Origin of the sequence: Pseudoalteromonas sp. SMS1 (genome assembly GCF_021530565.1) — a bacterium.
GTDB lineage: Bacteria > Pseudomonadota > Gammaproteobacteria > Enterobacterales > Alteromonadaceae > Pseudoalteromonas.
Map to the genome: position 1 here is coordinate 177,068 of NZ_JAKGBI010000003.1, position 14,764 is coordinate 191,831.

The 14,764-nt window shown below is 44.6% G+C and carries 7 protein-coding genes; 4 read left to right on the forward strand and 3 right to left on the reverse strand.

Going from position 1 to position 14,764, the window contains the following annotated elements; genetic code table 11:
* The first annotated feature begins 80 nt into the window (after positions 1–80).
* On the forward strand, positions 81–950 hold the full coding sequence (locus L1286_RS04540; RefSeq protein WP_235405724.1) for a LysR family transcriptional regulator: 870 nt from the start codon (positions 81–83) through the stop codon (positions 948–950).
* Positions 951–989: 39 nt separating this feature from the next.
* Here the strand turns inward: L1286_RS04540 and L1286_RS04545 are convergent, their stop codons facing one another.
* On the reverse strand, positions 990–3,083 hold the full coding sequence (locus tag L1286_RS04545) for an alpha-amylase family glycosyl hydrolase (RefSeq protein WP_235405725.1): 2,094 nt from the start codon (positions 3,081–3,083) through the stop codon (positions 990–992).
* A gap of 124 nt (positions 3,084–3,207) precedes the next feature.
* On the reverse strand, positions 3,208–4,722 hold the full coding sequence (locus tag L1286_RS04550; protein ID WP_235405726.1) for a response regulator: 1,515 nt from the start codon (positions 4,720–4,722) through the stop codon (positions 3,208–3,210).
* Between the two features lie 249 nt (positions 4,723–4,971).
* On the opposite strand from L1286_RS04550, the gene L1286_RS04555 reads away from it, so the two are divergent.
* From L1286_RS04555 to L1286_RS04565, 3 genes are all read left to right on the forward strand, one after another.
* Positions 4,972–10,512 carry a two-component regulator propeller domain-containing protein gene (locus L1286_RS04555; RefSeq protein WP_235405727.1) on the forward strand — a complete coding sequence of 1,847 codons (5,541 nt, stop codon included), beginning with the start codon at positions 4,972–4,974 and terminating at the stop codon, positions 10,510–10,512.
* A gap of 92 nt (positions 10,513–10,604) precedes the next feature.
* Positions 10,605–12,143, forward strand: coding sequence for a winged helix-turn-helix domain-containing protein (locus L1286_RS04560; protein ID WP_235405728.1), 1,539 nt, complete (start codon positions 10,605–10,607; stop codon positions 12,141–12,143).
* Positions 12,144–12,240: 97 nt separating this feature from the next.
* Entirely contained in the window at positions 12,241–13,365 is a 1,125-nt protein-coding gene (locus L1286_RS04565; RefSeq protein ID WP_235405729.1) for a hypothetical protein, read from the forward strand.
* A 98-nt stretch (positions 13,366–13,463) separates the two neighbouring features.
* On the opposite strand, the gene L1286_RS04570 is transcribed toward L1286_RS04565, so the two are convergent.
* Entirely contained in the window at positions 13,464–14,702 is a 1,239-nt protein-coding gene (locus L1286_RS04570) for a right-handed parallel beta-helix repeat-containing protein (protein ID WP_235405730.1), read from the reverse strand.
* Positions 14,703–14,764 lie beyond the last annotated feature (62 nt).

The window sequence follows — 14,764 nt, forward strand, 5'->3', positions numbered from 1 at the left end:
GTTTGTCACAGTGTAGAAAATTTATTACCGTATAAAAACAGAATAAATAGAACGTACTGTTTAATTTAAAGAGACAATCAATGAACAAGTTGCGTCACATGTCGTTGTTTGCGCATATCGTAGAAAGTGGCTCTATCACCGCGGCTGCACAATCGTTGGCGTTATCAAAGTCCGTACTTAGCCAGCATCTCAAAGCCTTGGAGCAAGATTTGGGCGTGACATTGTTAAAACGTACAACTCGGAGACAGCGTTTAACGTCGGCAGGAAAAACGTTTTATGAGCAATGCAAGATACTGAACCAAACTGCATTGCATGCCTGGCACGAAGCACAGCAGTATAGCTTGGTTGCAAAAGGTAAGGTGCGGATCACTGCGCCCAATGCTTTGATGTCCACATTGATAGCACCGGCACTGGCAGAGGTGTGCATTACACACCCACAACTCGAACCAGAGTTGATTGCGGATGATAGACAATTGGACTTATTGGAAGATAATATCGATCTGGCCATTCGCGTGGGTCACTCAAAAGATTGCGACGCGAAGCAGCGTTGGATTGGCGAGTTTAAAGATGTGCTGTGCGGCACGGCGGAAGTCGTGAAAAACTACCAACCTGATCAACATAGGTATATTGCTAACCTTTGGCAGGGCTCTGATATACACCATACGTTGAAAAATGAACACGGAGAGTGCAAACAATTCACTGCCATTGCAAGTTGCGTAGTAAACTCGTTTGATACCAACTTTGCATTGATTAACAATGGTGCGGGTATTGGATTAGTGCCTGAATTTAAACTAACAGAGCCAGATTGCAATTTGCATCCTGTCTTTCCTGGCTTTGTGCTCGCAAGTAACCCTGTATATGCACTTTACACGTTCAGCAAGCAGGTGCCCCTCAGTATCAGCGTGTGCTTACAAGGTATTGAAGCACAGTTGGCAAACACAATGGCTTAAAAGGGCTGTTGGCCCCAATAAACCATTGTGCATAGCGACCTAGTTTGCAGAGTAAGGCACGTAATCACGTTGTAAAACGTATACGGCATAGCCTCTCTGTGGGGCGCTGAAATAACCTCGACCATCCTCGTAAATTTTAACCGTATCGCTCGGCTCAAAGGCATTCACGAGGGTTTTTCCTGCAAAGTTTGAAAAGCCATTCGCATGGGTCGAAACCCAGAGTCCCTTGCGCTGTGAATCATGGTTATTTAGCACGATTATGGCACCCTGAGTTGACGCTTTGCCGTTGCGCCTCGCCACATAAACGTGTTGCACATCGCCAAATGGGCTACCCGATTGTGATAGCACATTTAGTTCACCATCTAGATAAGTATTACGCGCAAATATGAGCTGATTGATGTCTTGTTGTAACGTGATTGGCGCCGTAATTTCTTTTGACGGATCATGGTAGTCATGCTGCTTAACGCCGTAGTAGTGTGAATAAAATACGGTCGGCTTTCCTTCATGGGTGAGGATGTAGGCATATGCCATGTTGAAGTCCTTGTGCACCCACTTATCATGTTCTTTACCTGTGTCATGATTTTCTACAAAGGTGACGACATCTGTCTCTGGTAGGTGATTGCCAGCTTGGTTGCGCACAAGCCCGGCGTGATTGAGTGTACGCATGTCAAAGTGCTGATTTTGATTGGTCATCTGTGTCAGTACTGACTTTAAAGGAAAATCGAAGACCGCAACGTCTGCACCATGGGCATTGACCGTATCAACCCAAGCCTTGATACTGTTATCTCCCCCCCAGTATTCCGCGACAACAAACGGTTGCTTATCCTGTTCTCTGGGTAGGTTATTAATCCACTTTGCGGCAAACTCTGGTTGGAACCCACGTACAAAATCAAGTCGAAATCCATTGAACTTATGCTCATTTTTGAGCCACTTTCCCCAATCCATCAATTTCTGTTGTACACGGGGTGAAAAGGTATTGTTGTCATTGCCAAACATTTTGGTGTTGGTGATGATATTGTCACTGCCAAGATCCCCCAGCCAGTCATACTCATCAACGGGGTGAAAATCACGGTACTGCCAACCATCATCCGTTGTGGGCGTGTTCGCGCCGTGGTTGCGCTGCGGAGGGGTTATGTTTGTATTGGTATAGGCAACTAAATGGGTGTCAGTAATTTCAATGGTGGGCGCAGAGGCACTTGCTTGTTGCCATACCTCTATGGGAAAGTAACCATTACTCTGCGCTGCATCTGTCCATGCTTGAGTGCTGTTTATTGGGCCTTGCTTGGCGCTGAGGGTAATAAATAAGTCGCTTTTTGTGGCAATATCTAAATAGTATTCGTCAATATCCTGCTTATCGCTAATCTGACCACGGAGTGCATAATTAAGATCTGGAAAAGCATTGCTACCGGCTCTAATTGTCGAAAAGTTGCCATCGTTTGGCTCTTGTTCAGTGTGCATATTATCGGTGATTTGCCCGCCATTGACGTCGGTAATGGTTAGTTGATAGCCGCGTTGATTGATGCTTTGCGTCCATGGCATTGTTGAACCATAGCCTTGGATTTTGATAAACACCCTGCCTTGTACATCCTTTAATTGCCAGCTTATTTCATTGCTTGGGTAGGCGGCATGTTGATGGTTATGCGCTTTTTGCTGAGCGTACGCTTTGACTGCTGGGTTAGGTTCACTGTCTTGCCCATTGGTGTAGATGTGGTTAAGTACGACATCAGCATAAACGTGAATGTTATTCTGTTGTAATTTTGAAATCATTTCGTGCAACTCTTGCTGGCTACCAAAGCGTGTTTCTATCGTGCCTTTTTGGTCGTAACTACCCAAGTCGTAATGATCATAAATTCCGTACCCCATATCGATTATTCCCCAATTGCCTTTTGATGGGGGTGGGATCCAAATACTGGAAAATCCAGCGTGAGAAAGTGCCGGTGCTTTATTCGCTAAATTGTCCCACCAAATACCATTTTTATTTTGCTCATCGACGGGGACATCCCAGTAAAACCCTTGTAACATGACATCCTCTGTTGCCGTGCTAGAAGTAGAGAGGACCAAAGAGAGGCACGCTACAAGTGTATAGTGGTTGCTAAAATGAATGGCTTTTAAGAGGCGGTTTTGTGTAAACATAGCGATTCCTTGCAATGAAATGTTGTGTGAGTTTTATACATCACTCCTTCCAAGGTAGCATTTTTGTAAAGATTTTGTTTTGAATACGTATGCAGTTTACACTCAAAAATCAGTACTTATCGCATTAACCGATGGGTAAGCTGATAAACACGTCTGTGCCAGACTCGTCGTCGCTGCGATATTCAATAAAGCCATTTTGCTTCTCGGTCAGTTTTTTGGCTGTGTATGTACCAAGACCCGAGCGTTCTCCTTTACCATGGGTGATAAACTTTTCAAAAAACTGATTGCGAATGGGGTGAGGGATGGGATCCGAGTTGTGAATGCTCAAAGTGTGAACTTGGCTTTCACTACGGGCACTGATGCTTAGCACTCTCTCTTTACATGACGCCTCTAACGCATTTTGAATCAGCTGCGTCAGAACTGTGAATAGCAGTTGTTGATCGCCTTTAACTTTTAACCCTGGGGCTAGGTTATTCGTTATTTGGATTTGCTCTTTAGAAATAATATGACTCAGCCCAAGTAGTACTTTTTCAATCATGTCGCTAAGAGAAAGGCTTACAATAGAAAGTGCATACTCATCTCGCTCAATTTTTTGCAGTGCTTGCATATTGTCTATGTGTAATTGTAGCTGTTGGCAATGTTGTTGGATCTGGTCCAAATACGGTTGTGCTTTTTCGGGCTCGGTTAAATGCGCCGAAAGCTTATTGCTAGCATGTTGAATGTCTTTAACCGGTGCAATAATTTGATGCTGACTCATATTATCAAACTGGTCTTGGAGCTTGGCATTTTCCATCATGGTGTCAATTTGATTGCGCATTAACCGATTCGATTCAATCGCACGACAGTGAGCTTTTACTCTGGAGCGCACAATCGAGGGGTTAGCGGGTTTGGTAATATAATCTACGGCCCCCAACTCAAGGCCTTTTACGATGTGTTCAGTTTGTTCTAAGGCTGACAGAAAGATAACCGTAATATGCTGTGTTTGCGGATCTGATTTTAATCGTTTACAGACTTCAATCCCATCCATGTCTGGCATCATAATATCCAGTAGCACCAAGTCAGGTTGAGGCTCCATTGCACAAATTTGTAGCGCTTTTTTACCATTGAGTGCCGCTTTCACTTTGTAGTCTTTACGTAAAATATCACTGATCACTTTGATGTTGTCGGCGACATCATCCACCACCAAAACCTGTGTAATATGTTCCTGTTGGGGTTGCTCTGTGGCACTTTGTTTGATGACTCTGACCGGTTTGCTAAGTGCCCTTTGTAATCTTGAAAGCAAAATTTGGCTCGAGAAGGGTTTGACTATGTATTCCGATACGCCACTTTGAATTGCCTGCATGACGTTGCTTTGGTCTATGGTGGCAGAAGTCATCACAAATGGAATGTGCGCGGTGCGCGGGTTGCTGCGCACCCAATGCAGCAAAGAGATGCCGTCGAGTTTGGGTAATTGCCACTCTGAAATAATCAGTTGTATGTCATGGTAGGTGAGCTTTTCTCTGGCATCCACGCCATTTGAGCTTTGTACTACGGTGACGTCTCCGAGCTTTTTCGCTGTGCTGGCCATCATCGATCGAATCGTTTCATGGGGCTCTACAATGAGTACTGTGAGGGTTTGGCTACTGTCACTGCTGGTCATTGGATCCTCCGCGTCGATTCCGTTTAAAAAAAGTTTAAACGCTAATTAGCTGCCTTTGTGCACGCGACTTCATAACTGAGTGATAGTTAGACAAAAATTAACTGTTCTTATTTTGCACATGTTCTCCAAAAGTGTCTAATAATTATGCATACAGATTTCAAATTTAGATACTAATTTATCCCAGGTGGCAGCGTTAAGCTGTGAGGAGATTTAAACGGTGAGAATTAAAACTCAATCAAGGAGTCAGGTATGAAGCCATTGCGGCTGTTACTCGTAGCGATAGGTATGCTTGTATTGGTCGTCAGCAAACTAGGCTGGGCGCAAATAAAAGTTGAGAGTATTTCAGCCTATAATGGCTTATCAAACCCTCAAATTTATGCAGTTTCAAAGGATCCAGAGGGGTTTATGTGGTTTGGCAGTGCGGATGGCGTTAAGCGTTACGATGGTTACGAGTTCACTAGCTTTAATCACGACCCTGACGAGCCGAATTCGTTGTCAGCCAACAGTGTTGGTGCACTCTTATTCGATCAACAAGGGCGTCTCTGGGCGGGAACTTGGGGGGGAGGACTAAACCTGTTCATCCGAGAACAACAGCACTTTGTGCATTTCAAACATGATCCAGCTGAGCCCACATCGCTTGGTGCCAACAAAGTACAGTCTTTGTTTGAAAGCCGCGATGGTACTCTGTGGGTAGGAACCAGTGGCGGGGGGCTAAATCGTCTGCGTGAAGATGGCAAAAGTTTCGAACGTTTCATACATATTGATAATGATCCCGGCAGTATCGGTAACAATCGAGTATGGAGTATCAGCGAAGATTTAAGTGGTGGTATCTGGGTAGGTACATCCAATGGACTATATCGACTAAATCGCAATAGCGGAAAGTTTCAGGGCTTTGGGGTTGCTGAAAGTTCGCTCGATCATGCTGAGGTTAGACAGGTATCTGTTGATGACCAAGGCCAAATTTGGGTTGCCACCAGAACCAGCTTTGGGCAATTTAATCCGAATACGAATGAGTACAAAACATACAACTTACCCACAGGGACATTGCCAAGTGTCACGAGGTTAATGCACTTTAATGGCGATATTTTACTCGCTACGTTTGCCGGGATATACCGCTTCTCTCCAAGGCAAGCACAGTTTTTATCTCCCCTGCCAAACAGTGGTTTAACCCTATTACAAAATAGAGATGTACGCCAAATATTGATTGATGATAGTGGGTTATTGTGGGCGGCGACACGCTATTCCGGTGTACAAAAAGTGTTTCCAAACCCACCAGCTTTTATGTCATGGCAAGATTATTTGCAAGATGAGTTGTTATCTGGGCTGTTTAATCAAGTACTCACGGCCGAACAGGCACGCCCAGGGGGCGTTTGGTTGGGCACTGGGCGTGGTTTAGTGCACTTTGATGGCAAGAATACATTTGCCCCATTTGCCGATGCTGAGACGTTGCAAGGTAATTACCGTTTGCGTATACACAGTATGGCACGTGATGACAAAGGGCAATTATTTGCGGGCACGAGTTTTGGTTTATATGAAGTGGATGAATACAACAAAAAGCTTGAGTTGGTAACACTTTCTTGGCTACCAGATTCTCGCCGTTCAGTCGAGCATGTGAGCTTTGATAGTGCGGGGGATATGTGGCTTGTATTGTCTGGCCGCGATGGCATGGTGCGTTGGGATCGGCGCTCTGGCGAAAAACAAAATTATGTGCCACAACAAGATTTAGAATTTGTCTTTCACGATAGTGAAGGGCAAGTTTGGGCAGGTACAGATGGCGAGGGGGTCTTTAGAGTTGACCCAAGTACAGGTCAATCTCAGCAGTTTACAGCATATGGAGACAAAGTCGGTCCTAATGGGAATTATGTTACGCACGCAATGCAGCAGGGCCAGTTAGTTTGGTTGGCAACGAATCGTGGGGTAACCAGCTTTGATTTGACGACGAAAGAATTTAAGCAGTATGTTAACACCGCATCTCAAGTTAATTTTGCAGTCAAATCCATTGTGTCAGATGAAGAGGGCTTTCTTTGGTTTGCAAGCGCCAGTGGGGTGTTTAAGTTTGATCCGACATACGGTATTTTTCATCAATTCACCACCAATGATGGGTTGATTAATCATCACTTTCTAGCCCGCTCTTTTGTAAAGTTTGATGGCAGAATTATGTTTGGCAGTATTGATGGGATCACAGGGTTTAATCCCAAGTCTGTTCGTGTCAATACCAGCGCCCCACCGATCGCGTTTACGCAGGCGTTTGTTGATGGTAAAGCAATAGACATTCAAAACGGTAGCGTTGTTCTTAATCACAATGATAAAAATCTATCGATTCACTTTGCCGCTTTAGATTATCAGGCCACTGACGACAACCGCTATCGAACGTGGCTAGTTGGTTATCACGATGGTTGGAGTGCCACGACCCCAGAACATACGGTGAATTATCGTGAATTGCCTCCTGGTGAATATCAACTTAAGGTACAAGGCAGCAACAACCATGGTGTGTGGAATCAAACGGGGATTGAGCTGGCAATTATAAGTGTGCCTGCATGGTATCAAACGATGTGGTTTAGAATTTCCTTACCGGTAGGGACGGTGATATTGCTGCTGTTTTTGTTTTGGCTGCGGGTACGTCAACTCAGAGCAAACAGTTTGGAGCTAGAGCAGAAAATCGCGCGAAGGACACGAGACATTGTGGTGTTGGGCGAAGTTGGAAAAGAGGTCGCTGCCACTTATGACATGCATGTCATCAGCGAGACGATTTACAATCACTTAAGCACTATTTTGCACTGTGAGTTTTTTGCGGTTGGGGTGTTTTATGAAGAGCAGCAGTACATCGATTACATCTACGCCATGCAGCAAGGAGAGCTGTATGACGCCCTAGAAAGTCATACAAAGGTGATCAGCAGCGCAGATGTATATTGTGTCGAAAATGGCAGGGAGTTTTATGCAGCCAGTGATGAAAGTTGGCAAAAAATGGATCTCAAAGCCTGCAATAATTTGTATGGTGAGCAGACCAAATCGGTTTTTTGTGCGCCCTTAATCGTGGAAGGTAAAGTGCTTGGGGTCTTCACTGTGCAGTCTAATAAGTCGCGTGCATATAAAGAAGTACACCTAAACGTACTGCGAACAGTGGCCAACCATATTGCCGTCGCTTTGGCCAATTCACTTTCATATAGCGAACTGAAAGAAGCTGAGCAGCGTTTGGAGCTTGCGATGCAAGGTGCCAATGCGGGGACATGGGAGTGGGATTGTCAAAGTGATAAGCTGATGACGAGTGCCATTTGGTCAACCATGCTGGGGTATGATGATGGGGAACTTGAACTGCAATATGGGGAGACGATCCGCCGCTGGCGAAGCCTTGTACACCCAGATGATATAGCGCGCGTCGAAGGCGCTTTACAATCGCATTTAAGTAAAGAATCTGAGACTTATCGCGCTGAGTTTAGAATGAAGACTGCCGACGGTGGCTGGAAGTGGATATTAAGTATGGGCCGCAGCGTCAATATTAATCAAGACAGCCGTCGCAAAGAAATGTTTGGCATTCATATGGATATCTCTGATGCCAAAGAATTGGAAACCGCCTTGAAGCAAGCAAAAGAGCGGGCCGAGAGTGCAACGCAGGCTAAGTCTGACTTCCTTTCAAACATGTCTCATGAAATCAGGACGCCGATGAATGCGATCATTGGTATGAGTTACTTGGCACTAGAGACTCAGTTAAATCATAAGCAACGTAACTATGTAGAGAAAATCCATCGCAGTGCGGAGTCATTGCTTGGCATTATTAATGATATTTTAGACTTCTCTAAGATTGAGGCGGGGAAGCTGGATATCGAGCATGTAGAGTTTTGTTTAGAGGACACGCTCGGAAGCTGTTTAGATGTGATCTCAGTCAAAGCGAAAGAGAAAGGGCTTGAGCTCAGTGCCCATATCGATGAAACCATTCCAACGTATTTAATTGGCGACCCACTACGCATTTCGCAAATTCTACTCAACTTAGGCAGCAATGCTGTGAAATTTACAGAGTTGGGTGGCGAGGTATTACTGGATGTTCGTTTAGAGAGTCAGTTTGATGGTGATATTACACTGAAATTTGCTGTCATCGACTCGGGTATTGGGATGACGCCGGAGCAACAAGCCAAACTGTTTAACTCTTTCTCTCAGGCTGATACGTCGACGACGCGTAAGTATGGTGGCACAGGTCTTGGGCTTGCAATTAGCAAAAAGCTGGTGGAGCTCATGAATGGTGAAATCCATTGCCAAAGTGCCCTTGGGGTAGGCAGTACGTTTAGTTTCACGCTGATGGTGAATGATGCACTCAAAGATCCTGAACCATTGACACAGGTGGGGGTTAAAAATGCCCTAATCATAGATGCAAACTCAAGCTCTAGCCGCAATTTACAATCGTGTTTACATCGCTTTGGCGTCAACGCTGAATGCGCAGTCTCATTTGAAGGTACAGAGCTGGCTAAACAGGCAAGAGAGAAAGAAGTCGTTTTTATCGATGCGCGCATTGAAAATGAACTGGGACTGTTGAAACAGCTCAGAGCGCATGGTGATAACATGCCTTGCATCGTAATGCCGCTGTATGAATTTCAGTCTATTGAGTCGTACTTGCAGTCATTTGAAAACGCGACCTACTTGCAAAAGCCGTTTTTACCTACCGCTGTGTACAGCTGTTTGTTACGGGCTGTGGGTTTACAAGATACGACAAGCACTGGGGAAGCAAATCAAAAGACGACCACGACTTCGCTGGCGGGTGCGCATTTGTTGCTTGTCGAGGACAACGACCTCAATCAGGAATTGGCGATCGCGCTGTTAACAAGTCATGGTATCACCGTCGATGTGGCGGAGCATGGTGCGCAAGCGCTTGAAAAGTTAGCATCCAATCGGTTTGATGGTGTACTGATGGATTGCCAAATGCCCGTTATGGATGGTTACACAGCGACCAGAAAAATTAGGGAGCAATCACAGTTTGCGTCTTTACCCATTATCGCGATGACTGCGAGCGTAATGATGGATAACCAAGAGGCTGCATTAGCGTGTGGTATGAACGATATTATTGGCAAACCGCTCAATGTAGAAAAAATGTTTGCAACCTTACATAAGTGGATTGTCGTTGCACAGCCGCCAGAGAGGGTTGATGGGCAATCTATTGCTGTTGCGAATACGGACAGCGGGTACCCTGTGATTGAAGGCATAGATAATCAAGTTGCTAAATCCATTTCACAGGGTGATGTGGCATTATTCACGCGATTGTTAAAACGTTTCTCTGACAAGCATCAATATTTTACTGAGCATTTCGAAACCGCGTTAGAAGGAGTCAGTACCGATCCTGACGCGCCGATGCGCTGCGCGCACACATTGAAAGGCACCGCTGGTAACATTGGCGCTACGGCTGTGCAGAAGGTCGCCGGCGAGCTTGAAAATGCGTGTGCACAGGGGCTGCCCGTAGACCGTATTGTTGCGCAAGTACAGGACCAACTCATACCATTAATAGCGCGCATTAATCAGGCATTAGAGGCGGTATCTTCAGCTGAGTCAGAAGAACAAGCTGAGGTACAACCTCAGCTTTGCGATGAAGAAATTGCACAGAAATTGGCCGCTTTAACAGCACTGCTAGCCGACTATGATACAGATGCGATTGACTTGGTTGGTGAATTACTGCCCGTCTATCAGGGGACTGTGTTTTTTGATTCTTTTAATCAGCTTAATGTGTTAATTGACGACTATGATTTTGATGCTGCGAATGCACTATTGGCTGACTTAAAGCCTAAGCTCTTGGTTCAAGAGCAGGCTTAGGTGGTGAAAAATCTTCAGGCTGGTATTAGACGTGAATATTGACTCGTATTAGTATGGGGTGTCCAACAGAGCAGAGTAAAAGAGAGTCAAGTTTGCAAAAGCAGTTTATCAGCTTAGGGTATCGAGTTGATGGTCACACATTTAGTGTTGAAAATGCGGCAGGTGAGCGGTTAAAAATAAGACCCAAAACCTGCCAGCTACTTCTGGTATTAATGGCGCATCACCAACAGATACTGAGTAAACGGAAACTGCTGGAGCAAGTGTGGCCCAATGTGGTGGTTGATGAACAGGTGGTGTTTCAATCAATCAAAGAAATCCGTCAGATATTTCAGCCTCATGAGGTGATTAAAACGTTACCGACTCAAGGTTACCAATGGATTGCGCCAGTAAAAGCCCATACCCGAAAGAAATGGTCACTCAATACGCTGTTGATGGTTGTCTTTGCGGGAGGGTTGCTATTAAGTGGTCTCGTTTATCTGAGCTCTGGCAGCGTTAAAATGGATTTGCCTATGATGGCAGCTCAGCTACCTCAAAAAGCGCAGCTTTCTCACGCTACGGCATCGCCTAAGCTGCAAGGTTCCATTGTTATTTTACCTACACAAAACCTCATTGCTGGCAATGATTATGATTGGGTCAGGCTTGGCTTTATGGATCAATTGATAAAACGATTGCCCAGTAATCCCGATTTTGGTGTCTTACAAACTGATTACGTACTCGAAGTTATGAGCCGTGCCGGTATGCCTATATCCGCACCTGAAAAGGTACCAGCTGATCGCTATCGTGACAGTGAAATACAACAGGTTTTTACTGTGTCAGGTGCACAGTTGGTCGTGGTGTCTAAGTTAATGGGCACTCCCCATGACTATCAATTAAGTTATAAGCTTTACTGGCCACAAAAAACCATGCAAGGCGTCATTTTCGGTGGTGATACTCGAACATTACTTGATGAGTTAGCGATACGTTTAAAGCGTTTGACGGGCACCAAACTGGCCCTCGAAACACCGTCTTATCACAGTGACTTTTATAACGAAATGATGGGTCGCGCATTGGAGCTAAAGCTATTTGGAGACACAGAAGGCGCCATCAGTTTGTTACAAGCGCTCATCACTCAAACACCTCAAAATATTACCGCGCGACGTATCCTAATCGAATTACAACTCTCTCAAGGACATCTTGCTCAAGCTGAACACCTACTAGAGACGAGCATGCCAATGGCTGAAGCACGACAAAATCACCACGAGTTAATTCGAATCGGATATCTACATGCGTTGCTCGGCGCCATGAAACAGGATTTGCCGTTGGCCTCGGCGCGGGTTGAGCATGTTGTTGCGTTGGCAAAGCAGCATCGAGATTGGTTGTACTTAGCATATAGCATTGACCTTCAGGGTCACATTGCCATGCGAAATAATCAATTTGAATCTGCAAAAGCGCTGTATCGTGAAGCTAAATCATACCATCAGATACTGCGTTGTCCTGTCGGGGAAGCCACATCTTGGCTTAATTTAGCAAAGCTCGCACAGCAAATGAAGATGCAAGACAAGTACGATGACGCGATTCAAAAAGCCACACAAATCGCGCGCTCAAGGTCATTGGGTTCGATCCTAAATGAAATCAATGAACTTAAAAAATAAGTATTTAATTCAATGGCTTTAAATAATTTCAGGAAGTTTTATTAGTGATTTTTTGGAATCGATGAGACAACGCCAACTCAAATTATAGGAGTTGTATATGTCGAGATTTCAGTCCCGCCCATTTATTGGGGTGATTTTGTTTTGTGCACTACTGATTATGCTAGTGACGTCTGTGATTATGTTTTCTAAACAACATAATGCGCTGATCGCACTCATGCATACGTTGGTGGGTCTACTCATGTTACTGGTTTTGGTGTGGCACTTGGTTAAAAATATCCGACCACTAAAACACTATCTAAATCCATTTCAAAAGCAAGTCGGGCGGTTTTCTATTGCATGGCCACTGGCAATTTGTGTGGTCGCCTATGTAGGGCTCGCACCTGTATTTCAGCTACCGCCAGCAATCGAAGTCTATCGTTTTGGTCAAACGCTAAAGGCAGCAGATAAATCGCAAAATGATCCGGAACTGAAATATGTGCAAAGAGACGTTGAGGCGCCACAAAGTGCAGGGCAATGGATCACAGTAGAGCTCAAAAAAGGGCCTTATTTTATGTGGCCTCAGTATGCTTTATGGATAGAAAATACCTCAGGTGAATTTATTCAGCCATTGTATGTAACTGAAAAGTTAGCGACCAACCGGTTTACCAACAAAGTGGTGAAAAAAGATCCAAACCAAGTATTTAACTCCCATCTGTTAAAAGGTGAAGGACCCAATGCATGGGATGTTTTGGAGGGAGAAGAAGATCCCGCTTCCAAAGATAGCCGTATGCGCCCAGAATCTTTGCCCGTATTTTTACATCAATTAAATATGCGCGCTGAAAATGGCATGATGGTGCCAGATAATGACACACTGACAATCGATGGCTTCAGTGGTGCAACGATGACCGATAACTTTATCTATACAACGCGCTTGAAATCCCCGTTAAAAGGTTTGCACCGGGTGCGCTTGGAAGTCAATCATTCCTTTGATTACAATGCCTACTATTCTAGCGATAGGTTTTTAGACGACCCCATATACTCAGGTGATGGCTATAGCGCTCAGCCGTCGGTTATTTATGAAGCAGTGATTGATTTTGATAATCAATCAAATGAGGCACTGTCAGTGATGTCGTTAGTCGGCCATGGTCATCATTCAGGTAAAGATGGCAAGATCTATGAGGATGTAAGTAAACTGACAACAGCTTTAGAATTGGTTGAGAGAGTGATTGTAAGTATTCGCTAATTGATCACTATGTACTGGGATATAAAAAGCTGGGCGCACCAAAAGGTCAGGTTTGTTGGCAAGGATGACTAACGTACGCCCAGCGAAACTTTTACATCTTATTTGTCCATTGCGTGGTAAGCAGATTGAGTGATGTAGTGATGATTATTCAACTCATGTCTAATGACTTGATTGTTGAGATACGAAAGGGTTTTGGGTCGTCCCGCCGCATCGAGGGAGCCGTCATTTTCAATACTGTTTTCAATGAGCTTATGTGCTGACGAGGTGTTAACTGCATACAGCTTTATGGCGTAGCTTTGAGGATGTACTATCAGGTTACTTTTATAAGAATGTGGCGCGCCACCAGAAAAGTTAACGTCCTGCTGAGCACGATTGCGTGCGAAAATACCGTTTTCTCCCGGGTAGATAATATGGTTGTTGAGCACAGAAATATCATCGCCATCTATCATCATGCCGTTGCCGCCACTGCGATAAATTAGGTTATCTTTTACTTCGACATTGTTACCGCCAATTTGAATGCCTGTATTTTGCCACTGTGGGTCAAATGGGCTGACCCCGGTACGATAAATCGTATTGCGGGCAATGTGGGCGTTTTGTTTGATGGCATTGACTTGAATTCCATCCGCGGCAATATGCTCTAAGCGATTGTCATAAATATGAATGTCTTCGATCTTATGCGGGTAAACCGTGGTGAGTTCGTTGTCACACATAAGGGCGCGAGACAAGCCAGTATACCCAATATACATGCCTTCACCGAGTTCAGTGTCATGTATGTAATTATTGTGAATACGCAAACCCGTCATGGTAAAGTTTTCAGCCCAGGTTTGTGGGTCACAGGTTGGATCTGTCTTAATTAACATACCTGCAAAACGGGCACGATACACTTCTATATGGTCAATTTCAATTTGTTCACTTAACGCGCCAATGCCGAGTGTGCCTCCCAATCTCAATCCGTATACAGATTCATTTTCAACGGCGTTTGAGGTAACTCTGAGCCAACGGCTGTTTTCAATGGCAATGCTGTATTCGTAGGGTGAAAAGGTAACGACACCGTTTTGATTGCGCAAAATGACAGGCGCATGTGCACTTCCTTGCACATTTCTTAGTCGTAATGGACCTCTTTGACCAGCTTCTAGGCACACGGTGTCGCCTGCTTGAATGGCCATCGTATTGCCATCAACCAGGTGTTGGGATGTGCTAATAAGATGATCGCATTGTGAATTTATTGGATCTTTAAAGTTTTTATTTTGGGGGCTTTCTGTTGCAAAGGCGGTGGTTGTTGTGAGTAAATTAATGATAACCACCGCTGATTTTTGTATTGTTGAGAAATTCGCCATTGGACACTCCATTATCAAATGTTTGAATGTATTGTTGTTTCAAAGTGAATAAGAAATTGATT